Here is a 26315-nt window from a genome sequence, read left to right on the forward strand (position 1 = left end):
TTTCTAACAAGCAATTGAGCATTTGGAGCCATAAAATACAGCCGTTTCATGTGGAAAGCCTTGTCGTGAGACGGGCAGAGGCCCGCGTTGTTCAGTCCGTGGAAACGCGCACACCGCCAAGCCGCATAGGCACGGTTCGGTTGCATTCGTGTCGGGCCACATTCTCCTAAGATCACCACCGAGCAGGGGACATTCCTACCGGCATTCATTCATGGGTTTTTGACCAGCCGCGTCTCGGATCAAGGCCGCTCGCTTCCGCACTGCGTTTGTGCAGCTCCGCGCGATTGTTCGCTGCGCTCAGCCTTTGATCCTCGTCTCCATCGTCAGGTCACGAGTCTCCCCATGAAGCCGAGGGAATTATCCTTCGGCGGAAACCAAGGAGAACTGAAATGTCTGACACAAACGCAAACCGCCCGAGCCACCGCCTGTTCAACGTCATGGGTGACGGCGACAACGCCCGCTGGACCGACATCGGCGTCGCATGGGCCACCAAGGACGGCAAGGGCTTCACGCTCGCGCTCAATGCGATCCCCGTAAATGGTCGGATCGTCATGCGGATCAACGAGGAAAAGCCAGCAAAGAAGGGGAGCTAACGCTCCCCTTCGGGGCTTGTGGCCAGCGTCGCTATGGCGCTGGACCACGGCGACCGAGTTCTTGCGCGATCATCGCTAGAAGCGATTGCGCCGATGCGACGGCGGCTTGGTTCGCCGCGATGGCTGTCGACGCCTGTTGGAACAGAGCCGCAAGCTGCGATGTCGATTTGGTTGCAAGATCGTTGTAGGTGAGATTGAAGTTCATGGCTTCCTCCATTTGCTATGCGCCGCTCACCATGAGCCGCGTTGGAGGACGTGCATTTGCACATCGATTGCCGATGCATCACCTGTGATCGCAACGACTGTGGAGAAGGCCAGGGATCACGATCCCGCCTTGCATCATGTTCAACCGAGTGCAGATAGGTTCTGTCAGCCAGCGGATCATGTGGCGGTGAAGAAAGGGAGGAAGGCGAACGAGGATCAAAAACCGCAAGATCAATACGCGAGAGTATAAAATATCGCAGCCTGTAGATCTAGGTTTGCCCAGTTTGAAGACGTCGAACTCGGATTGTCATTGCAGACGAAATTTTGAATTCGGCCCGTTGTTGGACGTCCATCGTCGCCCTTTATATCAAGTTGCTGAACAAGACGGCAATCTGCTGCATCTTGGAGTTGCGTGCCGGTAGGTGCAGCTTGGAATGCGTCGCTATATCGCTCGGAAATCCAAAATAGATGTTTCCCCACCATTTGCCCCGTTCCCATTATCGAATAGGGTTGAAAGCCGATCAATCGGTATCCTCCAGCCATTGGGTTGGCGGGCTGGCCCTCGCCAAAGCGAAGATCGTTTGTGGGGGTCACATTTGAAATCAGATTGGCGGCCAAGAGATGCTGCCAGAACACGAACCGCTCGCTCGTTGCGCTTAGAGCAGCGTCATAGGGATCGTCGCCGATCCTTCTGTTTCCGTTACCTCCCACCGAACAAGGCGCTGCGGCGCAGCTCGGTAAACGGGTGCTCGGATTGGGGAGGTCGCCGGGAAGGCGGCCATATATATCTTTGAAGGTCAGACCGGCAGAGTCGAATGACTTCAAATCCTGCACGGTCTTGTTCACCTGCATATTCTCGACGAGCTTCATCCCGCCGAATGTGCCGCCGATCAGCAGGCCGATTATAATCATCGCGATGGAGATTTCGACGAGCGTGAAGCCAGTCTGATTTTTGTTATGCGCGCATTTCATGCAGTTCCTTTTGTTAAATCAAATCTAGCAAATTGAGATATTTAATTCAATATTGGCGGCTCGGCCTGTTTCGACCGATCCAGCGTACCTCACATCATTTGATCGAGCGCTGTCATGGTCTCTGCCAGTAGGCGTTTTAGGGACAACAGGCTTGCTCCCAGCGACATTTCGGGGCGTTCCGCCATCAGCATCAGCGCCTTCAGGACGGCATTGGACTCCCTCGCCAGCATGACGAGATGCACACCGCTGGGCGCATTTTTGCCGCTCAGCCAGTTTTTGGCCGTGCGCTGACTAACGCCGGTCCATTGCGTGATGATCTTAATTCCGTTTCGGGCTGATCCGAATTCGACCTTCAGGGCCGATGCGATCACTTGCGCGAACTCCGCTTCCGTCAACCCAGCGCGACCAATTGGAAATGAACTTCCCTTCTTCGGCAACATGTTACCTCTCCTTTGCTGTTAGGAGGGCGACAGCAGCCGACAGGAAAGCGAACGATCAACACCAAGGCGTATCAATGGTTATCGAGTGGAGGACAGATAAGGACGGGTCAGACGACGAAAGGCCGCTGAAACGGGCAGCCGAATATGTCCGCATGTCCACCGATCATCAGAAATATTCGACCGATAATCAGACCGCCGAAATTCGCGCCTATGCCCAGCGGCGCGGTTTCGAGATCGTCCGCACCTATGCAGATGAGGGGAAAAGCGGCCTGAGCATCGACGGGCGCGATTCCTTCCAGCAGCTTTTAACGGACATCCAGAGCGGGAACGCCGATTTTGAAGCGGTCCTCGTTTATGACGTAAGCCGGTGGGGTCGTTTTCAAGACCCCAACGAATCCGCGCATTATGCTTGGCTTTGCAAAAGCGCGGGCATCGCTCTTCATTTCTGCGCCGAGCAGGTCGAGAATGACGGCTCTATGGGGTCGTCCATTGTAACGACCGTCAAGCAGGTGATGGCGGGGGAATATAGCCGCGAGCTTTCGGTCAAGGTGTTCAAGGGGCAGTGCCGCCTCATCACCCTTGGCTTTCGGCAGGGTGGCCCGCCGGGATTTGGATTGCGGCGGATGCTCGTCGATGAGCACGGCCAGCATAAAGGCATTTTAGATCGAGGCGAGCACAAGAGCATCGCGACGGATCGCGTTGTGCTCGTTCAGGGGCCGGATGAAGAAGTCGCTATTGTCCGCGAAATCTATCGACGGTTCGTTGATGAGCAGCAGACGGAACGGCAAATCGCCGATTGGCTCAACGCCCAAGGGATCATGTCCGATCTTGAGCGTCCGTGGTCGCGCGGCGCGGTCCATCAGATTCTTATCAACGACAAATATGCGGGCCATAACGTGTGGGGCCGCACATCCTTCAAGCTGAAAACCAAGCATGTCCGCAACGATCCATCCCAGTGGATCAGGCACGATCAGGCGTTTCCCGCCATCGTGTCGCAGGACGTTTTCGATGCCGCGCGGCTCATCATTGAGCAGCGATCACAGCGCCTTTCCGATGAAGAAATGCTCGCCTTGCTCGCTGACATTTTTGCGAAGAACGGCACGCTGTCTGGCCTGATTATCGACGAGTGCGAGGATGGACCATCGAGCAGCGCGTATCAGTCGCGCTTCGGCAGTCTCCTCCGCGCCTATTCCTTGGTCGGATATGTCCCTGACCATGATTACCGCTATCTCGAAATCAATCGCGCGCTGCGCAGAATGCATCCCTCAATTGTGAAAAGCGTGATCGAGGGCGTGCGCGCGGCTGGCGGCTCGGCCATCCAAAACCTCGAAAACGATACGCTGCTTATCAACGAAGAGATCACCGCATCCATCGTGATCGCGCGTTGCAAGCTCACACGCGGCGGCAATCGCCGCTGGAAAATCCGGCTCGACGAGAGCCTTCGCCCCGACATCACCATCTGCGTCAGAATGGACGAGGATAATATGAACGCGCACGACTATTATATATTGCCGCACATGACGCTTGCCGAAGGCGTATTGCGGCTCGCGGAGCATAACGGTCTTTCGCTCGATGCTTTCCGATATGAATCGCTCGACGGCTTCTTCGCGCTCGCGGAGCGCGCGCCGTTTCGGCGGGCGGCGTGACGATGGCGCGCCCCGCACAGCGCGTCGAGATGATCCCGATTGATCGGATCACCATCGTCAATCCGCGCCTTCGCAGCAAAAAGACTCACAAAGGCATCGTCGAGAATATTGCCGAGATCGGTCTCAAACGCCCGATCACGGTGACATCGCGGCAGGGTTCGGATGGCCCCCTCTACGATCTTGTGTGCGGACAAGGGCGATTGGAAGCCTTTCGCGAGCTAGGGCAGACCGAAGTTCCCGCCCTGATCGTGACCGCGGACACGGAAGATTGCATGGTCGCGAGCCTCGTTGAAAACTGCGCTCGCCGCCAGCATCAGGCCGTTGACCTTTTGCAAGACATCGTGGGGATGCGGCAGCGCGGTTATTCCGACAACGAGATTGCCGAGAAGACCGGCTTGTCGGCCAACTACGTCTATAGTGTCGGGAAATTGCTCGAACGAGGAGAGCGGCGGCTCGTCGCCGCCGTCGAGGCGGGGTATTTGCCGATCTCGGTTGCGCTCGAAATCTGCGAGGCAGACGATCAGGGCGTGCAGGCGGCGCTTCATAAAGCCTATGAAGACAAGCTCCTGCGGGGCCGTGCGCTCATCGCGGCACGGCGCTTGGTCGAGGTCAGAAAGCGATCCGGCAAGGCATCGAAGCTGCGTGGCATGGTCGAAAAAGGCGGGGCCACAACGCCCGAGGGCTTGGTGAAAGCCTTTCAGGAAGACACCGAGCGTAAGCGCATGATGATCCGCAAGACAGAGGCGACCCGGAACCGCCTTGTGTTCATCGTCGAAGCATTGAGCCAGCTCTCGAACGACGAGACCTTCATCGCGCTTCTCGAAGACGAAGGCTTGGAATCGATGCCGAACCGCCTCGCCGAGCGAATCCAGAATGTCAGGATCAATCTCCAATGACCGGCAGCCCGCGAAACCGAAAAATCAAACTCGCTTTTGAAACCACCAGCTTGCGCATCCCGCTTGGCGACATCGAGCCGATGCGCGTCGTCACCTCGACGATCAAAAAGTCGGTCAAATATGCGCAGATCGCTGCATCGATCCGCGAGGTCGGCATTATCGAGCCTCCTGTCGTGGTGAGGGTGAAGGGCAAAGAGGATCGCTACCGGCTATTGGATGGCCATATGCGCATCGAAATCCTGAAAGAGCGCGGCGACAAGGATGTCGTCTGCCTTATCGCCACTGACGATGAGGCCATCACCTACAATAAGCGCATCAGTCGCATGGCTATCGTGCAGGAGCACAAGATGATCCTGAAAGCCCTTGAGAAAGGGGTTTCGGAAGAGCGGCTGGCTCGCGCGCTCAACGTCAATATCACCACGATCCGAGATAAGCGCCGTCTGCTCGACGGCATATGCCGGGAAGTGGAAAAGCTGCTCCAAGATCGCATGGTGCCGATCAACACATTCAGTGAATTGAAGAAGATGCGCCCGATGAGGCAGATCGAGGCCGCCGAAACCATGATCGCGATGAATAAGTTTTCATGGCCCTATGCCAAATCGCTCGTGGCGGCGACGCCGCAGCATCAGCTCGTGAGCGATAAGAAGAAGGCCGTTCGCGGCCTCAGCGATGAACAACTCGATCATATGGAGCGGGAAGCAACGAACATCGACCGCGAGTTCCGCATGATCGAGCAGAGCTATGGCACCGATCATCTCGATCTCGTTCTGGCAACCGGCTACCTATGCCGTTTGATCGAAAATGTGCGCGTGGTGCATCACCTTGCGCGGCATCATCCCGAGTTGCTCGCTGAGTTCCAGCGGATCGTGCAATTGAGAAATGCGGCCTAACCCAAGTCCAATCCGCGATCCCGTTTGGGACGCAGGGTGGCGGAGCCGTGACCACGATCTTTGTCGCGCTCGCCCTGCATACGCCGGTATGCGGCGGCGTCGCGATAGAGGCTGAGAATGCGTTCGGCTTCCTTGCGGCGGTTCTCACGGATGAGGTCTTGAAGGGCTTGCCGATCCTGTAGCTGTCGCTGGATCAGAGCCTGCCGCTCATGGCTATCGCGCTCCCGCGCAAATTTGGCTTCCATCTCATTCTGTTTGCGGGTTCGGAAATACCGCCCCGTCAGAATATCCCACGCGCCCGTAAACCCCTTGCGGATGCGGGCAGCTCGGGTGCGTTGCTCATTGTCCCAACGCGCGGAGAGAGACTTATCTTTGGCTTGGCGTTCAGCTTGATGCTGAACCTTGAGCGCTTCGCGCTTGGCTATCAGGGGTTCCATATTGGTGCGGGCGATGCGCTTGGCCTCCGCGATATAGCGCGACAGGCGCGGCGCGATGTCGGATGCGATGCGGACGCGGGCATCATCGACCGATGGCAGGCGTGATGGATCGCCGAGACGCGCGGCAACATCTTTGGCCTTGCCGCCGATCAGGCGCGAGATAGCGAACACATCGCCATCGATATTGATCGCGACGAATCCGCGCCGATCACCACGCGCCAGAAACAGGCCGCGTTCTTCGAGCGCAGCGGCGAACGCGCCGACACTATCGGCATGTTTCCAGCAATCTTGAACGGCGGATTTGAGTTCGCGCGGATCAAGCCCCGCGCGCTTCGCCTGTTGCCATTCGTCCAATGTGAAGTTGCTTGGGTTTCGCAGCTTCGGACTTTCAAAGCCCTTCGGCATCGCCCAGCCATTTTCGAGATAGAGCTGTTTCCCGATCTCATTGAGCTTGTTCTTGAAGAAGGGGAGTTCCTTCGCTGTCATCGTGTCCGCGTCGATGCGCGACCAGACGGCATGACAATGGCGACGCCCTTCCTTTTCGTGGAACACGACGATGCGCGGCTGACCGATAAGCCCCAGCCGTTCCTCAATGTCGGATAGGGCTTTCTCGAATGTTTCGACGCGGACGGATTCGAGCGCGGGCGGGCTGAGCGAAAGCGAGAAGAGATATTGCTGGCACTTCGTCCCGCGCGCGAGCGCATAGGCTTCGTTCATCGCGCCCATCACCGTGTCAGATATGAACCCCGACACTTCATGAATCTCGACATGCTCATTCTCTTCGGTTTTAAGCAGATGGAGGCCGAGCTGTTTCCCGCCGCTGCGCTGTGAGCCTTTGAGGATCATGGCATCACATCCACGCCAAGCGCCTCAATCAGCAGAGAGCGCATATGCGCCACTTCCCGCACGGCGGTCAGCAATGCGGCTTCGGTTTCAGGTGTGACGGGCAGGCTTCCCGAGTTCGCGGCTTTGGCGAGCTGGTTCATATTGTTCGCGAGGCGCGATTGCCCGAGCATGGCGAGGAGCTGCGCCAGCGCACGAAAATCCTTCACGGGAAATGCGCCGCGCCGTTGCGGCGGCGGCGATGTCGGATCGAACAGCTTCCAGCGAATATAGGCGGACAGCGACATGCCATCCGCTGCCTTTTCGAGATTGGCCTTTTCCTCGAATGTCATACGAAGGGAAATAGGATGGAGCGGGGGCTTGCTCATCTCGCACCCCCGATTTTGCGACGGCGACGAACGGGCGGCGTTGGCCTCGCTTTGGCATTCGGCAGGCTGCCGCCCGCCATGATGATCTTCGACCTTTTGAGGCCCGAGAGAATCTCGTTCCACTGATCCAATGTGCGGAACAGGACTTTCGAGTCCTCAATCGGGACTGGGTTCGAGTCCCTGTTTTGGTTCAATGGCGCTCCGTATGTGGGCACCATAATCACCGCGCAAATCCTCCATTCATCGTGCGACGAACCGCTCGTCCGGTCTGGAAAACGGCCGGGCTCATGAATCGGGCGCGCCGCCTCCTGTAACAATTGACGCCATGACGGCCAGCCAACATGCGTGGGTTTAGAGGCGGGGGCCTTGGGGCGGGTCTGCCCCTTACGGGCGCTTTTTTTGCGCCCCAGCAACAGGGTGTCGCCTCGCTTATGAATATGTTCCGGCGCTTCTCATCGGCCGCGCATGATATCGCCATCGACCTCGGGACCGTGAATACCGTCATCTACGCCCGCGACCGCGGGATCGTGCTCAACGAACCGTCGGTCATCGCGCTGGAGACGCGCGACGGCGTCCGCCGCGTCAAGGTGGTCGGCGACGAGGCCAAGCTTATGATGGGCAAGACGCCCGCCAATATCCAGGCGCTGCGCCCCTTGCGCGACGGCGTGATCGCCGACATCGACATTGCCGAGCAGATGCTCAAGCATTTCATCGAGAAGGCGGTGGGTGTCGCCGGGCCGCTCCGCTCGCGCAGCCATATCGTCGTCTGCGTGCCGTCGGCCTCGACCGCTGTCGAGCGCCGCGCCATCCGCGATGCCGCGACCAATGCCGGCGCGGCGAGCGTGCGGCTGATCGACGAACCGCTTGCCGCCGCGATCGGCGCCGGCTTGCCCGTCACCGAGCCGCGCGGGACAATGGTCGTCGATATCGGCGGCGGGACGACCGAGGTCGCGGTGCTGTCGCTGAGCGGGGTCGCCTATTGCAATTCGGTGCGCGTCGGCGGCGACAAGATGGACGACATGATCGCCTCCTACATCCGCCGCAAGCACAATATGATGATCGGCGAAATGACCGCCGAGCGCGTCAAGCTGCTGCTCGGTTGCGCGCTCCCGCCCGACGGCGCGGGGATGGCGATGGCGGTCAAGGGCCGCGATCTGGTCAGCGGCCGTCCGTCCGAAATCACCGTGTCGGAGGCGGAAATCGCCGAAGCGCTCACCGAACCCGTCGGCCAGATCCTGATGGCGGTGATGGCGGCGCTCGAGGAGACCGCGCCCGAACTGTCGGCCGACATCATCGACGACGGCATCACGCTGACCGGTGGCGGCGCGCTGCTCGGCCGGATGGACCAGGCCATTGCGAAGCGGACGGGCCTGCCGGTACGGGTCGCGTCCGACGCCCTGATCTGCGTCGCGATGGGGGCGGGACAGGCCATGGAAGAAGTCGTGTTTCACGGAGCTTTGGCTGCCGCCTGACCCGCCGCGTCGAGGCGAGTGCCCGCACCGGCCGTCATTTACCCATTTCTTCACTTAATGCCGCCGTTCTGGCGCCGTTAAATTTAGCAAATTGGGGATTTTATTCATATTCGGCAGGCAATGTCGCGGTGGGATCAGGTTAACTCGTTGATGAACCGTTAACTGCGGGACGCGACGGCGTTGAGTAATAAGAAGATTTTCGCTATGCATATGGTGGCGTTATTCATGCGTACTGAAGTATAACGATGACCTATTCCCGCTCTCCCGGCGCTATTCCGAATGAGGATGGCATGAAGAAACCGATCGCTGCCAATGCCGTGTCCCAGCCGGTCGCCGGAGTGGACGCCGATCGTCGCGGCGGCGATCGCTATCGCACCGTCTGGCGCATCGCAAAGGTGACGCGCGACGGCGACGTCGGGCTGTGGCGCGTCCGCAACATGTCGGATCGCGGGATGATGCTCGCCGCCGACGTGCCGGTTGAGGTCGGCGAGAAGCTCGAAATCGCGCTGTCGGACGCCGTCGTCGTCCGCGGCAAGGTCGTGTGGTCGGAGGGCGGCCGTCTCGGCGTCGAGTTCGACCGGGAAGTCGATGTCGCCGACGTGCTGAAGCAACTCGCCGCCGAACAGCGTGCCAGCGGCTATCGCCAGCCGCGCTTGCCCGTGCACACTCGGGCGAAGGTCACGACCGAAGAGGGGACGAGCGACATCGAACTCGTCGACCTGTCGCAGAGCGGCGCGGGGTTCGTCCACGACGGTGCGCTCGAGGTCGGCAAGGAAGTCGACCTGGCCCTCGCCAGCGGCATTCACCGCAAGGCGATCGTCCGCTGGGCGCGCGGGACGCGTGGCGGCTTGTGGCTGACCCAGCCGCTCGACCGCGCCGACCTTGAGAGCATCCGCCGTTTCCAGAGCTGATCGTTATGCCCCGCCTTTGGCGATTTTCGCCCAGGGATTGAGGTCGGGCTCGCCGATCTTGCTCAGCCGGTTATGGTCGCGGTGAAGGAAAGGCTCGTCACGGCCCTTCACCATCAGCATCGTGTCGGAGACATAACTCCACGACCCGTCGTCGTGAAAATCGACCGTCAGCTGGTAGCTGTCGGTGCGAAAGGCGAGGTCGAGGAAAGTCGTCGAACAGATGCCATATTCGGTCTGGCCGCGCTCGGCTTTCAGGACCAGTTTCCTGTCGCCGGGCTTGGCGTGGCCCGCCGCGATCGCGATCTGCCCGCGCGGGATCGCCAGCGTCTGCAGGATCACGCCGGTCGCGGCTTCATAAAGCCAGTAGCCGACCTGATCGTGAAAGGTGATGTCCTCTTCGCGCGTGTTGATATGGACGTGATAGCGCAGGCCATAGAAAAGCTGCGGTCCGTTCGCCTGCGGGTCGATCGGCTGCATCTCGATCCGCTCATAATATTTGCGCGTTTCGGGGCCGTCGGCCTTCGGATTGACGTCGACGCCGCGCTGGCCCTCCCATATGCCGGCCAGCCGGCGCAGCGGGCCGAGATTGTTCAGCGTTTCGGGATCGACGTCCTCGGGCTCGGTGAAGATATCGTCGGGTAATTCCATCGCTTGCCCCCTTGGTCGCAGTCAGATGTCCTCGACCAGCCGCCCGTAAAGCTCCGGCCGGCGGTCGCGGAAGAAGCCCATGCCGGCGCGGTGCTTCGCCGCGCGGTCGAGGTCGATCGTTTCGACCAGCACGCCGGTTTCGCTGGCGCCGAACGCCTGCGTCATGTCGCCCCATTCGTCGGTGATGAAACTGTGGCCATAGAAGTTCGCATCGCCCTCGGCGCCTATACGATTGGCGGCGATCACCGGCATACAGTTCGACACGCTGTGCCCTTGCATCGCGCGGCGCCACATGCGGCTGGTGTCGAGGTCGGCGTTATAGGGTTCGCTGCCGATCGCGGTCGGGTAGAAGAGCAGCTCTGCGCCCATCAGCGCCATCGCGCGCGCGCATTCGGGATACCATTGGTCCCAGCACACACCGACGCCGATCCGCGTCCCGAACACGTCCCAGACCTTGAAGCCCGTATTGCCGGGGCGGAAATAGTATTTTTCTTCATAGCCGGGGCCATCGGGAATGTGGCTCTTGCGGTACGTCCCCATAATCGCGCCATCGGGTCCGATCATCGCAAGCGTGTTGTAATAATGCGGCCCGTCCTTCTCGAAGAAGCTGGTCGGGATCGCGACCTTCAGCTTCGCAGCGAGCGCCTGCATCGCGATGACGCTCGGATGCTCGGCGGTCGGGCGCGCGGTTGCGAAGAGTTCTTCCTCCTCGACCTGGCAGAAATAGGGGCCTTCGAAGAGTTCGGGCGGCAGGATCACTTGCGCGCCCTTTGCCGCCGCTTCCTCGACGAGCGCCGTTACGGCGTCGATATTGGGCTGGAGGGGGCCGGGCAGGCGGAGCTGTAGCGCGGCGACGGTGATGGTGCGGGTCATGGTTCGTCCGTGGTGGCGCGAGAATCGAGCCGGAATATAGGGCGCTTCGCCCCTTATGCTAGGCCGGAAGCTGCTGGCTCGAGCAATGGAAGCTGCCGCCGCCGACGATGATCCCGCGCGCGGGCACGCCGACGGCGCGGCGATCGGGGAAGAGCGCGGCAAGCATGTCGACCGCGGCCTGATCGTTCGCCACGCCATAGGTCGGGACGACAACGACCGTATTGCCGATGTAGAAATTCATATAGCTCGCGGCCGCGAATTCGCCGTCGATTTCGACCCGGCCCGGCGAGGGCAGGTCGACGATCTCGATTCCGCCGAACGCCGCGGTCGCGGTGCGGGCGCGGGCGTCGGCATAGACATGGGCGTTGGGGTCATCGTTGCCCGCGGCAACGGGAAGCGCGAGGCGACCTTCGCCGACGAAGCGCGCGAGATTGTCGACATGGCCGTCGGTGTGATCGCCGATCAGCCCGTTGCCGAGCCACAGCAGCCGGTCGATGCCGAGCGACTGGTGCAGGCGCACCGCGATATCCTCGCGCGTCAGCACCGGGTTGCGGTTGGTGTTAAGGAGGCATTCCTCGGTCGTGACGCAAAGCCCGGTACCGTCGACGTCGATCGCGCCGCCTTCGAGCACCCAGTCCTGATCGTCGACCGGCAGGCCCGAAGCGGCGGCGAGCGCCGCGCCCACTTCCTGATCGCCCGGCATGACGAATTTCTCGCCCCACCAGTTGAATTCGAAGTTGCGCGCGCGCCGCGCAGCGCCGGTGCCTGCGATGATCGGCCCGGTGTCGCGCAGCCAGATATCGCCGAGCGGCTGGACGAGGATATGGACGCCCGTGTCGACCAGCTGCGCCGCGATCTCCGCCTGTCTCTCGTCGTTGACGACCAGCCGCACTTCTTCGCCGCGCCCGCCGTCATGGACGGCGTTGGCGAAGGCGGCGACGTCGGCGCGGGCCGCGTCGATCGCGCCCGCCCATTCGTCATCGAGGTGCGGAAATCCGATCCATACCGCCTCGTGCGGCGCCCATTCTGCGGGCATCTTGAGCGTCATGGGCGCTTGTCCTTTATCTCGTCATTGCGAGGAGCGAAGCGACGCGGCAATCCAGAGCTGCCTATACCGCTCTGGATTGCTTCGCTTCGCTCGCAATGACGAAGCTCTACTTCGCCGGGCGCGATTTGTCGCGCGCAGCGCGGAACTCGTCGCCTTCGTTCCAGTTCGGCCACGCCGTCGTCGATGCGAGCATCCGGCCGGCGGCATAATAGAGCTTCAGGTCGGCGAGCATCCCGTCCCAATTGCCGATTGCATCATATTCGTCGGCGGGTGCGTGATAGCGGTTCTTTTCATAATCTTCCGCTGCTTTCTTGCCGGCTTCCTTGCCGCCCGCGACCAGGTCATCGCCCGCGCCGAAGTTGAAGAAGGGCACGCCAAGCTTCGCAAAGCTGAAGTGATCCGAGCGGTAGTAGAAGCCCTTTTCGGGAGTCGGTTCGTCGACGATCGTGACGTTCGCAGCCTTGGCGACCTTTTCGAGATAGGCGTCGAGCTGCGACTTGCCGCGGCCGACGACGACGATGTCCTTCGCGGGGCCATTGGGGTTGAGCGAGTCCATGTTCACCCCGCCGACGGTCTGGCCGAGCGGGAAGATCGGGTTCTCGGCATAATATTTCGAACCGAGCAGCCCCGATTCCTCGGCGGTGACGGCCAGGAATACGATGCTGCGATCGGGCGCGCCGGCCTTTTTATAGGCCTGTGCCAGCGTGACGAGACCCGCGATGCCGCTCGCATTGTCGACCGCGCCGTTGCAGATGCCGTCGCCGTTCACCGGCGTGCAGCGGCCGAGATGATCCCAATGGCCGGTATAGAGCACATATTCGTCGGGGCGCTTGGCGCCCGGCAGCACGCCGATGACGTTATGCGACATCTTCTTGGCGATCGCGTTGTCGAAGCTGAAGTTGGCCTTCACGCCGGTCAGCGCGACGGGCTTGAAGCCCTTTTTCGCGGCGGCGGTGCGCAGCGCGTCGAAATCCTGTCCCGCGCTCGCGAACAGCTCCTTCGCCTTGCCGAGCTGGATCCAGCCGTTCGCGGCGGTTTCCTTGGCGCCGCCGTCCTTGCTTTCGGCCAGATAATTGGCTCCGGTGTTGCTCGATTCGACGACGTTCCAGCCATAGGCGGCGGGTTCGGTGTCGTGGACGATCAGCGCGGCGGCGGCGCCCTGACGCGCCGCTTCCTCATATTTATAGGTCCAGCGGCCGTAATAGGTCATCGCGCGGCCGTTGAATTCGCCCTTGGCTTCCTTCGTCTGCCAGTCGGGGTCGTTGACGAGGATGATGACGGTCTTGCCCTTGACGTCGAGCCCGGCATAGTCGTTCCAGCCCTTTTCGGGCGCGTTGATGCCATAGCCGACGAAAACGACGTCGCTGTCCTTGATCTCGGTCCTCGGCTGCACGCGGTAGCTGAAGGCGACATAGTCCTTCGCATATTGCGCGGTCACCGGGGTCTTGCCGCCGGAGAAGGTAAGCGGGGTCGCATTTTTCGTCGTGATCTCGACCAGCGGGACATCCTGCGTCCACTTGCCTTTGTTGCCGGGCTTCAGCCCCGCCGCCTCATATTGCTTGATCAGATAGGCGATCGTCTTTTCCTCGCCCACGGTGCCGGGCGCGCGGCCCTCATAGGCGTCGGAAGACAATTCCCTCGTGACGTCCTGCAGCGTCTGCAGCGACAGGTCGGGGAACTGGACGTCGGGCAGGGCGACGGCGGTGGCCGCCTTGTCGGCACCGCCGCACGCCGCGACGGACAGGAGGAGCGCAAAGGCTGCGGTGGTTCGGGGGAAGCGAAGCATGGAATTCCTTGGGGTTTCGTTTGCGGGCGACCGGGCTTGTGCCAGTCGTCGCGTGTCGATGCAAGGCGAACAGCCAAGCGATGAAACCGCCGATAAGGTTCCAAAGACGCTTGATAATTTCGGTGCGGGTGGCAGTCATTGCCCATAAGATTCTAACGGGGGAATATATCTTGGTTTCGCATAAATTTTTCGTTCGGGGCCTGTCGGTGCTGGCCCTGCAAGCCTCGCTTGCGCAGGTTCCTGCGGCGCAGGCGCAGGAGAATGATCTCGCGGCCCGGTTCGGCGCGCTCGAATCGATCCTCGACGTCAGCCTGTCGCCCGATGGTCAGCATCTTGCCTTCATCGGGCAGGGTGCGAAGCAGAAGCGCCAGCTGTTCATCGTCGATACGGCCGAAGGCGCGCAGCCGCGCGTAATCCTGTCGAGCGACGGCGGCGCCGACGGCAGCCTCGGCTGGTGCGGCTGGGTGACCAATGCCCGCCTTGCGTGCCAGACCTTCCAGCGCGATGTGGTGGCGGGCGACATCATGGGGGCGAGCAATATCATTGCCGTCGACGCGACGGGGGGCAACCTTCGCCTGCTCAGCAATCGTCGCAGCGATCGCTCGCTCTACGCCGATTTTCGCGGCGGCAATGTGATCGACTGGTCCTCGACCGACAATGGGTCGCTGTTGATGACGCGCAGCTATGTTCCCGAGGCCGCCATCGGGACGAATCTCGCGAAAAAGGCAGAGGGGCTGGGCGTCGATCGGGTGGATTCGGTGAACGGCACGGCGCGCCGTGTCGAATCGGCCAACCGTGATGCGACCAACTATCTCTCGGACGGGCAGGGCAATGTCCGCATCATGGAGACGCAGGGCTATACCAGCAGCGTCGGGCAATATGATCCGGTCGTTCGCTATTCCTTCCGGCCGAAGGGTGGCGGAAGCTGGCAATATCTGGCGCAGCGCGACGTCGTGACCGAAGAGGGGTTCCGGCCCGCAGCGGTCGATGCGGCGACGGATCGCGTCTATGGTTTCCAGAAGATCGACGGCCGCCAGGCGGTGGTCGCGATGGCGCTCGATGGCAGCGGGACGACGACGACCATCTACAAACATCCCGAGGTCGATGTCGACGATATCGTCCGCGTCGGGCGCAACGGCCGGATCGTCGGCGTATCCTATGCCACCGACCAGCGCACGGCCGTCATGACCGACCCCGCCATCGCGAAGATGACGAACGCGCTGTCGCGGGCGCTGGGCGGCAAGCCGGTGGTGATCGTCGACGCATCGGCCGACGAGAGCCGCTATATCGTCCGCGCCGAATCCGACACCGATCCGGGAGCCTATTATCTTTACGTTCCCGCGGCGAAGGAACTGCGGCCGCTGCTGCTGTCGCGCGAACAGCTGGCGACCGTGAAACTGTCGCCGGTGAAGGCGATCACCTATCCCGCGGGCGACGGCACAATGGTGCCCGGCTATCTGACGCTGCCGCCGGGGCGCACCGATGCGAAGGGGCTGCCCGCGATCGTGATGCCGCACGGCGGACCCTCGGCGCGCGATGAATGGGGTTTCGACTGGCTGGCGCAATATTTCGCGCAAAGCGGCTATGCCGTGCTGCAGCCCAATTATCGCGGCTCGGCGGGCTTCGGCGACCAATGGTATCAGAACAATGGTTTCCAGTCGTGGCGCATTGCGGTGGGCGATGTGACCGACGCCGGCCGCTGGCTGGTCAAAGAGGGCGCCGATCCCGCAAAGCTGTCGATCGTCGGCTGGTCCTATGGCGGTTACGCCGCGCTGCAATCGGGGGTACTCGCACCCGACCTGTTCAAGTCGATCGTCGCGATCGCGCCGGTCACCGACCTCGCGCAATTGAAGGATGAGGCGTCACGCGATGGCACCGGCCGTATCGAGGGCAAGTTCATCGGGACGGGGCCGCATATCCGCGAGGGATCGCCCGCGGAAAATGCGGGGGCGATCAAGGCGCCGGTGCTGATGTTCCATGGCACGCTCGACCAGAATGTCGCGATCGCGCAGTCGCGGACGATGAAGCGCGTACTCGAGGGCGCGAAGAAGCGCGTCGAACTCGTCGAATATCCCGACCTCGGCCACGCGCTCGAGGCGTCGGAGGCGCGCACCGACATGCTGCGGAAGATTTCGGCCTTCCTGCCGCATTGAGGCCTGCCGACTTGAGGAAGGCGCGTTAAACGAAAAGGGGCGGCCCGTTTCCGGACCGCCCCTTCTTGAATTCGATAGCGAAACCGATCAGCGCGAATAGAATTCGACGACGAGGTTCGGTTCCATCTTCACCGGATAGGGCACTTCGTCGAGCGTGGGCACGCGGACGAAGGTCGCCTTGGTGCCGTCGAGCGCCAGATATTCGGGCAGGTCGCGCTCGGGCAGGCTCTGCGCTTCGGCGACCAGCGCCATTTCCTGCGCCTTCTTGCCGAGGGTGACTTCGTCGCCCGGCTTCACGAGGCGGCTCGCGATGTTGCACTTCACGCCGTTCACATAGACGTGGCCGTGGCTCACGAGCTGGCGGGCCGAGAAGATCGTCGGCGCGAACTTCGAGCGATAGACGATCGCGTCGAGGCGGCGTTCGAGCAGGCCGATCAGGTTCTGGCCGGTGTCGCCCTTCATGCGCGACGCCTCGAAATAGTTCTTCTTGAACTGCTTCTCGGTGATGTCGCCGTAATAGCCCTTCAGCTTCTGCTTCGCGCGGAGCTGGATGCCGAAGTCCGACATCTTGCCCTTGCGGCGCTGACCGTGCTGGCCGGGGCCATATTCGCGGCGGTTGACCGGGCTCTTCGGGCGACCCCAGATGTTTTCGCCCATCCGGCGGTCGAGTTTATACTTGGCGCTCTGGCGCTTCGACATATGTCGTCTCCAATTTGCTGTGTGCCGAAGGATTTCGGCGTTTATCCCGGATCGCACCACATAGGCTTGCCATGTGCGACCACCGCTTCACCGGGGTGCGGGGTCAATCTGCGAAGGCGCGCCGTTAGACGGTGGGGAGGTAGGAGTCAAGCCCGCGTCCCACGCTGGACGGCGCGGAAAAAGCCGCTAAAGGCAGCGCGCATGACCGTCATCAAACTACCCGACGAATGCGAAACGATGATCGAGGTGCGCGCGGGGGTCGACCAGATCGACCGCGAACTCGTCGCGCTGCTGGCGCGCCGGTTCGGCTATATGGATGCCGCAGCCCGGATCAAGACCGACCGGAATTCGGTGCGCGACGAAGCCCGCAAGGCCGAGGTTCTCGACAATATCGCGCGTGCAGCGGAAGCCGCGGGGCTGGAGCCCGCACGGCTGCGCGCCGTCTGGAACGAACTGGTCGAACAGTCGATCGCCTATGAAGCGATCAAGTGGGATGCCCTTCGCCGCTGACGCCCGCCAAGACCCTGTTCCTTGCCGAAACAGGGTCCAGGGCTCAGTTGCCGCCGCCGGCGCCGTGGGTCAGGCGCGCATCGCTGCCGACGTTGGTCTGCTGCTCGCTTTCCCACTCCTGCTGCGTCTTGCAGGTCTGGCGCTTCATGCGCGAGCCGGTGTTGGTGTGGCTCTGGCAGATCTTCTTGGGCTTCTTGGCCTTGATGGTGGTCGTCGCGGGATCGGCAGGGGACGCGGCTTCGGGGGCGGCCGCGGACAGCATCAACGAAAGAACGAGAGAGAGCATCATAATCTCCGCATGAGGATGCGCTCCGTTATCGCGGCCGGGGCGTCCTGCCAAGTATCGTAATGATGCCGTGCATCATCCTGATATCATTATACGACCAGCCGGTCTTGGTGAGCGCGGTCCGCAAGGTGCGCAGCGTCGCTTCGGTGCGGTCGGCGGGAAAGAAATAGCCCGCGGCGTCGAGGTCGCGGATGAAATGCTGGATCAGCTGCTCCATCTCGCCATGCTCGGCGGGCGGGTCGAGCGGCACTTCGGGCGGACTCGCCAGCGCGACGCCCTTCGACCATTCATAGGCGAGCAGGATCACCGCCTGCGCGAGGTTCAGCGAGCCGAATTCGGGGTTGATCGGCACCGTCACGATGGTGTGCGCGAGCGCGACATCGTCGGTTTCCAGCCCCGATCGTTCGGGGCCGAAGACATATGCCGATCGGCCCGCCGTCGCGTGGACCTGCTTCGCCGCCTCCTCGGGCGTGAGGACGGGCTTGCTCACGCCGCGCTTGCGCACCGTGGTCGCGTAGATGGTCGTGCAATCGGCCACTGCGTCGGCCAGCGTGTCGAAGACCTCGGCCTTTGCCAGCACGATGTCGGCGCCGGACGCCGCTGGCCCCGCATCGGGGTTTGGCCAGCCGTCACGCGGCGCGACGAGGCGCAGCTCGGTCAGCCCGAAATTGAGCATCGCGCGCGCCGCCTTGCCGATATTTTCGCCAAGCTGCGGTCTTACGAGAACGATGACGGGGGGCGGTGCGGCCGCGCTCATTTGCCGGGCCGTGCTGCCTCGGTGATCGAAGAGGCGAATTCCTCGAAATCCTTGGCTTCGGTGAAATCGCGATAGACGCTGGCGAAGCGGATATAGGCGACATTGTCGAAGCCCTTGAGCGCTTCCATCACCATCGCGCCGATTTGCGCCGCCTGCACCTCATTTTCGCCCGAGGTTTCGAGCTGGCGCTGGATGCCCGACACCAGCCGCTCGATCCGCGCGCCGTCGATCGGGCGCTTGCGGCAGGCGATCTGGACGCTGCGCATCAGTTTTTCGCGGTCGAAGGGCTCGCGGCCGCCGCCAGCTTTCAGCACGGCGACCTCGCGGAGCTGGATTCGCTCGAAGGTCGTGAAGCGCGCGCCGCAGTCCTCGCACTGGCGGCGGCGGCGGATCGCAGCGCCGTCCTCGGTCGGGCGGCTGTCCTTCACCTGGCTGTCTTCATGTCCGCAATAGGGGCAGCGCATCGGTCAGCGTTTCACCCGGCTGTACAGTGCGATAGCGGCGCCCGCGAGCAGTCCGACCGGCCACGTGACGACCGGCAGGATCGCGCCCGCAACCGCCCCCAGCCCGCCGCCGATCAGCACCGGGCGCGTCGAGGGATGGTCCATCCCCTGCTTGCCCATCGCCTTGACCTCTTCGATCGTCAGCTCGACGAGCGTCGGTTCCTCGGGGTGCTGCCGCGCCATGGACTTATCCCTGATAGATGGGGAAGCGTTCGCAGAGCGCGCGGACGCGGCCGCGGACGTCGGCCTCGACATCGGCGTCGCCATGCTCGCCCTTGTCGCGCAGCGCTTCCAGAACGTCGGCAACCATGTCGCCGATCTCTTCGAACTCGGCGATGCCGAAGCCCCGCGTGGTGCCCGCGGGCGATCCGACGCGGATGCCGCTGGTCTTGACCGGCGGCAACGGATCGAAGGGAACGCCATTCTTGTTGCAGGTGATCGCGCTGCGTTCGAGCGCCTCGTCGGCGTCGCGGCCCGTGATGCCGAGCGGACGCAGGTCGATCAGCGCCAGGTGCGTGTCGGTGCCGCCCGCGACGACATCGGCGCCGCGCGCCTTCAGCCGGTTCGCGAGTGCCTGTGCGTTCGCGATCGTCGCCTTCGCATAGTCCTTGAACTCGGGGCGCAGCGCTTCGCCGAACGCCACCGCCTTGGCGGCGATGACATGAACCAGCGGCCCGCCCTGCAGGCCGGGGAAGACCGCCGAATTGATGCGCTTGGCGATCGCCTCGTCATTGGTCAGGATCATGCCGCCGCGCGGGCCGCGCAGCGTCTTGTGCGTCGTCGTGGTGACGACATGCGCATGCTCCATCGGTGACGGATGCGCGCCGCCCGCGACGAGACCGGCGAAATGCGCCATGTCGACCATCAGCAACGCGCCGACGTCATCGGCAATCGCACGGAAGCGCGCAAAGTCGAGCGTGCGCGGATAGGCCGAGCCGCCCGCGATGATCAGCGAGGGACGGTGTTCTTTCGCGAGCGCCTCGACCTGGTCGAAATCGACGAGATGGTCGTCGGCGCGGACGCCATACTGCACCGCATTGAACCATTTGCCCGACATGGCGGGCGGCGCGCCGTGGGTCAGGTGGCCACCGGCGTCGAGGCTCATGCCGAGGATCGTCGCGCCGGGCTTGGTCAGCGCGAGCATCACCGCACCGTTCGCCTGCGCCCCCGAATGCGGCTGGACGTTGGCGAAATTGCAGTCGAACAGCTTCTTCGCGCGGTCGATCGCCAGCGTTTCGACCTCGTCCGACGGCGCGCAGCCCTGATAGTAGCGCTTGCCCGGATAGCCTTCGGCATATTTGTTGGTGAAGACCGAGCCCTGCGCCTCGAGCACCGCCTTCGAGACGATATTCTCCGAGGCGATCAGTTCAATCTGATACTGCTCGCGCTCGAGCTCATGCTTGATCGCAGCGGCCACCGCCGGATCGGTCGCGCCGACGCCATCGGTGAAATAGCCGGCCGACTTGATGGGCTTGGCGAGCGTTTCGGTGGTCATCGGCTGGTCTCCAGAATGGGAGGGTGGGAAAGCTTGTCGACGCGGCGTGCGTGGCGGTCGCCCGCGAAGTCGGTGGTCAGGAAGGCGGTGATGCACGCCTTCGCCATGTCGATGCCGGTCAACCGCGCGCCGAGCGCGATGACATTGGCGTCATTGTGCTCGCGCGACAGTTTCGCCGACAGCGGTTCGGATACGAGCGCGCAGCGGCACGCGGGATTGCGGTTGACCGAGATCGAGATGCCGATGCCCGATCCGCAAAGCGCGACGCCTTTTTCGGCGCTGCCGCTCGCCACGGCTTCGGCTAGGCGATAGCCATAGTCGGGATAATCGACGCTGTCGGGACCGTTGGTGCCGAGATCGGTGACCTCGTGCCCGTCGGCGCGCAGCCAGTCGGCGAGCAGGGCTTTCAGCTCGTAAGCGGCATGGTCAGAGGCTATCGCGATGCGCATGGCGCGGCTCCCGTAAGGTCGAAGGGAATCGATGAGCGCGCTTTAGGCGAAGCGTCGCGAATTGGCCATAAGCCGCGATCCATTATTTTGTCACAAAGCGGGCCTGACCGGAGAGCGCGTTTGACCGGGCAGGGGACGCCGCGTAGAGCGCCGCCATGGGTGACACGCTGCTTTCGATCGCCATGCTCGGCGGTTTCGCGCTGCTCGGCGGCGCATTGATGGTCTTCCGCCACGGCGACCGCCGCCGCGCGCTCCTGATGGTGGTCGCGGCGCTGGTGCTGTTCGCCAATGTGGCGATCTGGATGATCCCGACCAAATAGCCTTATCGTCATTGCGAGGAGCCGAAGGCGATGCGGCAATCCAGGGGCGGCATTGCACCGCTCTGGATCGTTTCGCTTCGGTCGCAATGACGAGAGGAGCTGAATCAGCGGATTGGCGAATCGGGGGCGAGCCGCATATCCAGATAGTTATCGAGCGACTTCATCAACTGGTCGAGCTCATGTTCGAAGAAGTGATTGGCGCGCGGGATCTCGTCGTGATGGATCGTGATGCCCTTTTGGGTGCGCAGCTTGTCGACGAGCTTCTGGATTGCAGCCGGGGGCACGATCTCGTCCTGACCGCCCGCAACGATGATGCCCGACGAGGGGCAGGGCGCGAGGAAGCTGAAGTCGTACATGTTCGCCGGCGGTGCGACCGACAGGAAACCGCGGATTTCGGGGCGGCGCATCAAGAGCTGCATCCCGATCCACGCGCCGAAGCTGAAGCCAGCGACCCACGTCGTTTGCGCCTCGGGATGGATCGACTGCACCCAGTCGAGCGCCGAGGCGGCGTCGCTGAGTTCGCCGATGCCGTTGTCGAACGTGCCCTGGCTGCGGCCGACGCCGCGGAAGTTGAAGCGGAGTACCGCGAAACCGCGCGCGACGAAGCTCTTGTACATCGCCTGCGTGATGCGATCGTTCATCGTGCCGCCGCCCTGCGGATGCGGGTGAAGGATCAGCGCGACGGGCGCGCGCGGACGCGGCGGGGGCGAGAAACGGCCTTCGATACGGCCCTCGGGGCCGGGGAAAATCACGTCGGGCATGGGAGCACCTCTTATCTTTTTGAGCTCAAGGCCGAATCGCCGGCTGGCGGGGTGGCGGAGCGAAGATGGCGCCTATATAGAAATCGGGTGGCAAGTTGCAACTTTTGCGAATCGCTCGCAATAAGATGGCATTCAGCCGGGTTCGTTATCCCGGACTTGATCCGGGATCCACTATTCCGGCGCCGCGGCAATGGATCCCGGATCAAGTCCGGGATGACGACGATCCAGAGCATCGCTCGACACCAAAGAGATTAATGGGCAAATGCCACAGATGATTTACCTCGACTATCAGGCCACGACGCCGCTCGCTCCCGAGGCGCGCGAGGCGATGCTGCGCTGGCTCGGAGGTCCGGGGAATGACGATGGTTTCGCCAATCCTTCGAGCACGCACAAGGCCGGGCGTGCGGCGGCGGCGGCTGTCGAGGTCGCCCGCGATCAGGTCGCGGCGCTGCTGCCCAAGGGCGGGCGCGTCTTCTTCACATCGGGCGCGACCGAGGCGCTCAACTGGGCGCTGTTCAGCGGCCCCAGGGCGAAGCCCGGCGGGGTCGCGGGGCTGAGCATCGAACATGCCGCCTCGCTGCAATGCCTCGAACGGCTGAATGCGAATATTCTGCCGGTGAACGGCGAGGGACTGGCGCTGCCGCCCGACGACGCGCTGATCCCGGAGAACGGGATCGTCGCGACGATGCTGGTCAACAACGAGGTCGGGACGATCCAGCCGGTCGCCGATTTCGTCGGAGCCGCGCATGCGAAAGGCAGCTTGCTGCTCTGCGATGCGGTGCAGGGCTATGGCCGCGTTGCGATCCCCGACGGCGCCGACCTGATCGCACTCTCGGCGCACAAAATCCATGGACCGAAAGGCATCGGCGCGCTGTGGGTTCGCGACGGCATCGACCTTGGGCCCTTGATGTTCGGCGGGGCGCAGGAGCAGGGGATGCGATCGGGCACGGTCTCGCCCGCGCTCTGCGCCGGTTTCGGCGCCGCGGCGGCGCTCGCCGCCGAGCGGTTCGACAAGGATGCCGAGCATGTCGAGCGACTATGGTCGCTCGCGATGGACGCCCTCCCCGAATGGGCGCTCAACGGCGCGGGAAGCCCACGCTATCGCGGCAATCTCAACATCCGCCGCGAGGGTGTGAACGGTCTCCGCCTGATGTCCGACGCCCGCAATGTCGCTTTCTCGCTTGGCAGCGCGTGCGGCAGCGGGTCGGGCAAGGTCAGCCATGTTCTCCGCGCGATGGGTATCAGCGAAGCCGATGCGCGTGCCTCGATCCGTCTCGGTTGGGGACGCTACACCACCGAAGCCGAGTTGCGCGAGGGGCTGCAGGCGATCAAGGATGCCGCGCGGCTCCAGGGGGTTAATTGATGCGCGTCACCTTCATCCACGCAGACGGCAAGGGGCGCACCGAGGCCGAGGCGAAGCCGGGCGATATCCTGCTCGACGTCGCGCAGGCGCATCTGATGCCGCTCGAGGGAACGTGTGAGGGCCAGATGGCCTGCTCGACCTGCCATGTCATCGTCGCGAAAGAAGATTTTGACCGTCTGCCCCCCGCGAGCGAGATGGAGGAAGATATGCTCGACCTCGCCGCCGGGGTGCGCCGCACCAGCCGACTGTCGTGCCAGATCGTGCTGACAGAGGATCTTGACGGGCTGACCGTCCATATTCCCCCCGAAAGCCGCAATATGCAGGGGCCGCGCTGACAGCTAACGACCGGGGTGGACGTGAGCCCAACCTGATCCGTTCGCATCGAGCGAAGTCGAGATGCGCCTCGGGCTAGGCGCAAGGCTGCCGGATGTCTCGACTTCGCTCGACACGAACGGAATTAGGGGACGGTCTGGAATCCACCCCAAAACAGACGAAACGCCGGTCGACCCGGCCGATCTTGCATTTTATCACCATCCCCGCCATATGCGCGGCGGGAGTCGGGCGGACGCAGTCTTCGCCAACCCGGTCAGGTCCGGAAGGAAGCAGCCGCAACGAATTCGCTGCGGGTCGTTCCGGCTCCCACCCTCACTACAGTCTACCTATTCTCGTCACCCTGAACATGTTTCAGGGTCCATGGCCCCTTGCTCTCGTTCGGCGCTGCGTCGGAGGACAACGGCGCGCCATGGATGCTGAAACAAGTTCAGCATGACGAGGCAGGAGCGAGCATTCCCCTTCGACAATAACCCGCTGGCCCCTTAAGACGGGGCTATGGACGATTCCGCCGACGACGAACCGACGATGCTGGGAATGGATTTGCCGGAGACGCCCGCGTCCGCCGCATCGAGCGGCCCGTACCGCGTCCTCGCCCGCAAATATCGCCCGCAAACCTTCGCCGAGCTGATCGGTCAGGATGCGATGGTGAAGACGCTCGCCAACGCGATCGCGCGTGACCGGCTGGCGCATGCCTTCCTGATGACCGGGGTGCGCGGGGTCGGCAAGACCTCGACCGCGCGCCTGATCGCCAAGGCCTTGAACTGCATCGGCCCCGACGGGCAGGGCGGGCCGACGATCGACCCGTGCGGCGTCTGCGAACCATGCCGCGCGATCACCGAAGGCCGCCATATCGACGTCATCGAGATGGACGCCGCGTCGAACACCGGCGTCGACGACGTGCGCGAGATCATCGAGGCGGTGCGCTATGCCGCGGTGTCGGCGCGCTATAAGATCTATATCATCGACGAAGTGCATATGTTGTCGCGTAACGCGTTCAACGCATTGCTGAAAACGCTCGAAGAGCCGCCGCCACACGTCAAGTTCCTGTTCGCGACCACCGAAGTGAACAAGGTGCCCGTGACGGTGCTGTCGCGCTGCCAGCGGTTCGACCTCCGCCGCATCACCCCCGACATGCTGTTCGCGCATTTCAGCGCGATCCTGCAGAAAGAGGGCGTCGAGGCCGAGGCGCCCGCGATCTGGCTGATCGCCAACGCTGCCGAAGGATCGGTACGCGACGGGCTGTCGATCCTCGACCAGGCAATCGCGCACGCCGACCTCGATGGCGGAGGCAAGATAAGCGCCGATCAGGTGCGCACGATGCTGGGGCTGTCGGACCGCACCGCGATCGCGCAGTTGATGGCGGCGATCCTCGAGGGCGACAGCGGCGGCGCGATCGATCTCGCCCGCGCGCAATATGCGCTGGGGATCGAGCCCGTCGCGATGGTGCGCGGGCTGATGGACCTGACGCACGCCGTGACGCTCGCCAAAGTATCGCGCCACGACGATCCCGCGCTCGCCGCGAGCGACCGCGAACGCATCGGCGACTGGGCGAAGAAGCTCGGGTTCGCACCGCTCAACCGCCTGTGGCAGCTCTTGCTCAAGGGGCATGACGAGGTGCTGCGCGCGAACAATCCGCTCGAACATCTCGAAATGCTGCTGCTTCGTGTAATTTACGCCGCGTCGCTGCCCGATCCGGGCGAGCTTGCGAAGCTGCTCGAATCGGGCGGCGTGCCCGCGATGCCGCTCGGTGCGCCGCCCGCACCGACCGGGCGCGAGAGCGCGGCTGCGGCCGCACCGGTGCCGGAAGGCGCCGAAACGCCGACCTCGGCGCTCACCATCGCGCAAATCCACCAGCTTCTGGAAAGCACCGGTAATCATCAGCTTGCGCGCCAGGTTTATGACGACCTCAAACTTGTCGAGCTCGAACCCGGCTTGCTCGTCTATGCCCCCGTTCCGGCGCTCGACGGCGATTTCGCGCGCCGGCTGGGCGAGGCGCTGCATGCCCAGACCGGCAGCCGCTGGCAGGTGCGGGCGGGCGAGGGCGAGGGGCGCCCGAGCCTCGGCCAGATGCGCGCCGCGAAGCTTGCCGACAATGAGTCCCGTATTCGCGAACTGCCGGTCGTGAAGGCCGCGCTCGCGGCTTTCCCCGACGCAAGGCTTGTCGAAGACGACGCCAACCATAAAAGGCTGAACCCATGAAATCGATCGAAGAAATGATGAAGGCGGCGCAGGAAGCCGCCGCGACCGTGCAGGCGCAGATGCAGGAGGCGCAGGCGAAGCTCGACACCGTCGAGGTCGAGGGCGTCTCGGGCGGCGGCCTCGTTAGGATCACGGCGACCGCCAAGGGCCGGATCAAGGCGATCAGCATCGACGACAGCCTGATGGTCCCCTCCGACAAGCAGATGCTCGAGGATCTGCTCGCCGCAGCCTTCAACGACGCGCGCGAAAAGGCCGATGCCGCAAGCAATGAGGAAATGGGCAGGATGACGAGCGGCCTGCCGCTCCCGCCGGGGTTCAAGCTGCCGTTCTGACGGTCTTGTCCCCAGCTTCCGCCGTCCGTTCAGGCTTGCGTCATTGAATGCGCGGCAAGTTACGCCATATTAGCGATGAACCGCCTATAAGAAGGATGGCGCGCCGGGTCGCGGCGCGCGTCCAGGAG

The 26315-nt window shown here is 62.9% G+C and carries 30 protein-coding genes and 1 other RNA gene; 14 read left to right on the top strand and 17 right to left on the bottom strand.

Annotated features, from left to right (window positions below):
• Positions 1-389: 389 nt before the first annotated feature.
• Positions 390-593 carry a hypothetical protein gene (locus QOL79_RS07280; protein ID WP_283419143.1) on the top strand — a complete coding sequence of 68 codons (204 nt, stop codon included), beginning with the start codon at positions 390-392 and terminating at the stop codon, positions 591-593.
• Between the two features lie 31 nt (positions 594-624).
• Here the strand turns inward: QOL79_RS07280 and QOL79_RS07285 are convergent, their stop codons facing one another.
• From QOL79_RS07285 to QOL79_RS07295, 3 genes are all read right to left on the bottom strand, one after another.
• Positions 625-798: a hypothetical protein gene (locus QOL79_RS07285; RefSeq protein WP_283419144.1), complete on the bottom strand. Its 174-nt coding sequence runs from the start codon at positions 796-798 to the stop codon at positions 625-627.
• 230 nt (positions 799-1028) lie between these two features.
• On the bottom strand, positions 1029-1769 hold the full coding sequence (locus QOL79_RS07290) for a type II secretion system protein (RefSeq protein ID WP_283419145.1): 741 nt from the start codon (positions 1767-1769) through the stop codon (positions 1029-1031).
• Positions 1770-1858: 89 nt separating this feature from the next.
• Entirely contained in the window at positions 1859-2209 is a 351-nt protein-coding gene (locus tag QOL79_RS07295; RefSeq protein ID WP_283419146.1) for a hypothetical protein, read from the bottom strand.
• A gap of 74 nt (positions 2210-2283) precedes the next feature.
• Between QOL79_RS07295 and QOL79_RS07300 the strand changes: the two genes are divergently transcribed.
• From QOL79_RS07300 to QOL79_RS07310, 3 genes are read left to right on the top strand one after another with little or no spacing between them, the layout of a single operon-like run.
• Positions 2284-3855, top strand: a complete 1572-nt coding sequence (locus QOL79_RS07300) for a recombinase family protein (RefSeq protein ID WP_283419147.1) — start codon at positions 2284-2286, stop codon at positions 3853-3855.
• Between the two features lie 2 nt (positions 3856-3857).
• A complete protein-coding gene (locus QOL79_RS07305) occupies positions 3858-4751 on the top strand; it encodes a plasmid partitioning protein RepB C-terminal domain-containing protein (protein WP_283419148.1) in 894 nt (297 codons plus the stop codon).
• Entirely contained in the window at positions 4748-5641 is an 894-nt protein-coding gene (locus tag QOL79_RS07310; RefSeq protein ID WP_283419149.1) for a plasmid partitioning protein RepB C-terminal domain-containing protein, read from the top strand. The genes QOL79_RS07305 and QOL79_RS07310 overlap by 4 nt, the downstream gene beginning before the upstream one ends.
• On the opposite strand, the gene QOL79_RS07315 is transcribed toward QOL79_RS07310, so the two are convergent.
• The gene (locus QOL79_RS07315) at positions 5638-6924 is read right to left on the bottom strand and encodes a relaxase/mobilization nuclease domain-containing protein (protein WP_283419150.1); all 1287 of its coding nucleotides are present in this window, start codon (positions 6922-6924) and stop codon (positions 5638-5640) included. The genes QOL79_RS07310 and QOL79_RS07315 overlap by 4 nt on opposite strands.
• Positions 6921-7253, bottom strand: coding sequence for a MobC domain-containing protein (locus QOL79_RS07320; protein WP_283419151.1), 333 nt, complete (start codon positions 7251-7253; stop codon positions 6921-6923). Before QOL79_RS07320 ends, QOL79_RS07315 begins: the two co-directional genes overlap by 4 nt.
• A gap of 467 nt (positions 7254-7720) precedes the next feature.
• Between QOL79_RS07320 and QOL79_RS07325 the strand changes: the two genes are divergently transcribed.
• Both QOL79_RS07325 and QOL79_RS07330 read left to right on the top strand, forming a co-directional pair.
• Positions 7721-8761, top strand: coding sequence for a rod shape-determining protein (locus QOL79_RS07325; RefSeq protein ID WP_283419152.1), 1041 nt, complete (start codon positions 7721-7723; stop codon positions 8759-8761).
• 290 nt (positions 8762-9051) lie between these two features.
• Positions 9052-9672 (top strand): PilZ domain-containing protein, encoded by a 621-nt coding sequence (locus QOL79_RS07330; protein WP_283419153.1) that lies wholly within the window; start codon positions 9052-9054, stop codon positions 9670-9672.
• 3 nt (positions 9673-9675) lie between these two features.
• Here QOL79_RS07330 and QOL79_RS07335 read toward each other — a convergent pair whose 3' ends face one another.
• The 4 genes from QOL79_RS07335 to QOL79_RS07350 form a co-directional block, all read right to left on the bottom strand.
• Positions 9676-10320 (bottom strand): FABP family protein, encoded by a 645-nt coding sequence (locus QOL79_RS07335; protein WP_283419154.1) that lies wholly within the window; start codon positions 10318-10320, stop codon positions 9676-9678.
• Positions 10321-10341: 21 nt separating this feature from the next.
• Positions 10342-11193, bottom strand: a complete 852-nt coding sequence (gene aguB, locus QOL79_RS07340) for an N-carbamoylputrescine amidase (protein ID WP_283419155.1) — start codon at positions 11191-11193, stop codon at positions 10342-10344.
• A gap of 58 nt (positions 11194-11251) precedes the next feature.
• Entirely contained in the window at positions 11252-12241 is a 990-nt protein-coding gene (locus QOL79_RS07345) for an agmatine deiminase family protein (protein WP_283419156.1), read from the bottom strand.
• A 106-nt stretch (positions 12242-12347) separates the two neighbouring features.
• Positions 12348-14027 carry a M28 family metallopeptidase gene (locus QOL79_RS07350; RefSeq protein WP_283419157.1) on the bottom strand — a complete coding sequence of 560 codons (1680 nt, stop codon included), beginning with the start codon at positions 14025-14027 and terminating at the stop codon, positions 12348-12350.
• 170 nt (positions 14028-14197) lie between these two features.
• Here QOL79_RS07350 and QOL79_RS07355 point away from each other — a divergent pair, with 170 nt between their 5' ends.
• Positions 14198-16180 (top strand): alpha/beta hydrolase family protein, encoded by a 1983-nt coding sequence (locus QOL79_RS07355; RefSeq protein ID WP_283419158.1) that lies wholly within the window; start codon positions 14198-14200, stop codon positions 16178-16180.
• Between the two features lie 87 nt (positions 16181-16267).
• Here the strand turns inward: QOL79_RS07355 and rpsD are convergent, their stop codons facing one another.
• Positions 16268-16879 carry a 30S ribosomal protein S4 gene (rpsD, locus tag QOL79_RS07360; RefSeq protein ID WP_058453872.1) on the bottom strand — a complete coding sequence of 204 codons (612 nt, stop codon included), beginning with the start codon at positions 16877-16879 and terminating at the stop codon, positions 16268-16270.
• Between the two features lie 201 nt (positions 16880-17080).
• Here rpsD and QOL79_RS07365 point away from each other — a divergent pair, with 201 nt between their 5' ends.
• Positions 17081-17389, top strand: a complete 309-nt coding sequence (locus QOL79_RS07365; protein ID WP_058453871.1) for a chorismate mutase — start codon at positions 17081-17083, stop codon at positions 17387-17389.
• A 43-nt stretch (positions 17390-17432) separates the two neighbouring features.
• On the opposite strand, the gene QOL79_RS07370 is transcribed toward QOL79_RS07365, so the two are convergent.
• From QOL79_RS07370 to rpiB, 6 genes are read right to left on the bottom strand one after another with little or no spacing between them, the layout of a single operon-like run.
• A complete protein-coding gene (locus tag QOL79_RS07370; RefSeq protein WP_058453870.1) occupies positions 17433-17678 on the bottom strand; it encodes a hypothetical protein in 246 nt (81 codons plus the stop codon).
• Between the two features lie 25 nt (positions 17679-17703).
• Complete coding sequence (locus QOL79_RS07375; protein ID WP_282949545.1) at positions 17704-18432, bottom strand: RNA methyltransferase; 729 nt, start codon at positions 18430-18432, stop codon at positions 17704-17706.
• The gene (nrdR, locus tag QOL79_RS07380) at positions 18429-18896 is read right to left on the bottom strand and encodes a transcriptional regulator NrdR (protein WP_058815301.1); all 468 of its coding nucleotides are present in this window, start codon (positions 18894-18896) and stop codon (positions 18429-18431) included. The genes QOL79_RS07375 and nrdR overlap by 4 nt, the downstream gene beginning before the upstream one ends.
• A gap of 3 nt (positions 18897-18899) precedes the next feature.
• Complete coding sequence (locus tag QOL79_RS07385; protein ID WP_283419159.1) at positions 18900-19118, bottom strand: hypothetical protein; 219 nt, start codon at positions 19116-19118, stop codon at positions 18900-18902.
• A 4-nt stretch (positions 19119-19122) separates the two neighbouring features.
• Positions 19123-20430 carry a serine hydroxymethyltransferase gene (gene glyA, locus QOL79_RS07390; protein WP_058453866.1) on the bottom strand — a complete coding sequence of 436 codons (1308 nt, stop codon included), beginning with the start codon at positions 20428-20430 and terminating at the stop codon, positions 19123-19125.
• Positions 20427-20879 (bottom strand): ribose 5-phosphate isomerase B, encoded by a 453-nt coding sequence (gene rpiB, locus QOL79_RS07395; protein ID WP_283419160.1) that lies wholly within the window; start codon positions 20877-20879, stop codon positions 20427-20429. The genes glyA and rpiB overlap by 4 nt, the downstream gene beginning before the upstream one ends.
• A 155-nt stretch (positions 20880-21034) precedes the next feature.
• On the opposite strand from rpiB, the gene QOL79_RS07400 reads away from it, so the two are divergent.
• Positions 21035-21199, top strand: coding sequence for a hypothetical protein (locus tag QOL79_RS07400; protein ID WP_283419161.1), 165 nt, complete (start codon positions 21035-21037; stop codon positions 21197-21199).
• 104 nt (positions 21200-21303) lie between these two features.
• Here QOL79_RS07400 and QOL79_RS07405 read toward each other — a convergent pair whose 3' ends face one another.
• Positions 21304-21960, bottom strand: a complete 657-nt coding sequence (locus QOL79_RS07405; protein ID WP_058453864.1) for an alpha/beta hydrolase — start codon at positions 21958-21960, stop codon at positions 21304-21306.
• A 271-nt stretch (positions 21961-22231) separates the two neighbouring features.
• On the opposite strand from QOL79_RS07405, the gene QOL79_RS07410 reads away from it, so the two are divergent.
• The 5 genes from QOL79_RS07410 (at position 22232) to QOL79_RS07430 (ending at position 26187) form a co-directional block, all read left to right on the top strand.
• The gene (locus QOL79_RS07410; RefSeq protein ID WP_283419667.1) at positions 22232-23323 is read left to right on the top strand and encodes a cysteine desulfurase family protein; all 1092 of its coding nucleotides are present in this window, start codon (positions 22232-22234) and stop codon (positions 23321-23323) included.
• On the top strand, positions 23320-23658 hold the full coding sequence (locus QOL79_RS07415; RefSeq protein WP_283419162.1) for a 2Fe-2S iron-sulfur cluster-binding protein: 339 nt from the start codon (positions 23320-23322) through the stop codon (positions 23656-23658). Before QOL79_RS07410 ends, QOL79_RS07415 begins: the two co-directional genes overlap by 4 nt.
• Before the next feature lie 214 nt (positions 23659-23872).
• An RNA gene (ffs, locus tag QOL79_RS07420) (signal recognition particle sRNA small type) lies at positions 23873-23970 on the top strand.
• Positions 23971-24151: 181 nt separating this feature from the next.
• Positions 24152-25855, top strand: coding sequence for a DNA polymerase III subunit gamma/tau (locus tag QOL79_RS07425; protein WP_283419163.1), 1704 nt, complete (start codon positions 24152-24154; stop codon positions 25853-25855).
• Positions 25852-26187: a YbaB/EbfC family nucleoid-associated protein gene (locus tag QOL79_RS07430; RefSeq protein WP_282949553.1), complete on the top strand. Its 336-nt coding sequence runs from the start codon at positions 25852-25854 to the stop codon at positions 26185-26187. Before QOL79_RS07425 ends, QOL79_RS07430 begins: the two co-directional genes overlap by 4 nt.
• Positions 26188-26315: the final 128 nt, after the last annotated feature.

This window comes from Sphingopyxis sp. Geo48 (genome assembly GCF_949769155.1).
Classification (GTDB): domain Bacteria; phylum Pseudomonadota; class Alphaproteobacteria; order Sphingomonadales; family Sphingomonadaceae; genus Sphingopyxis.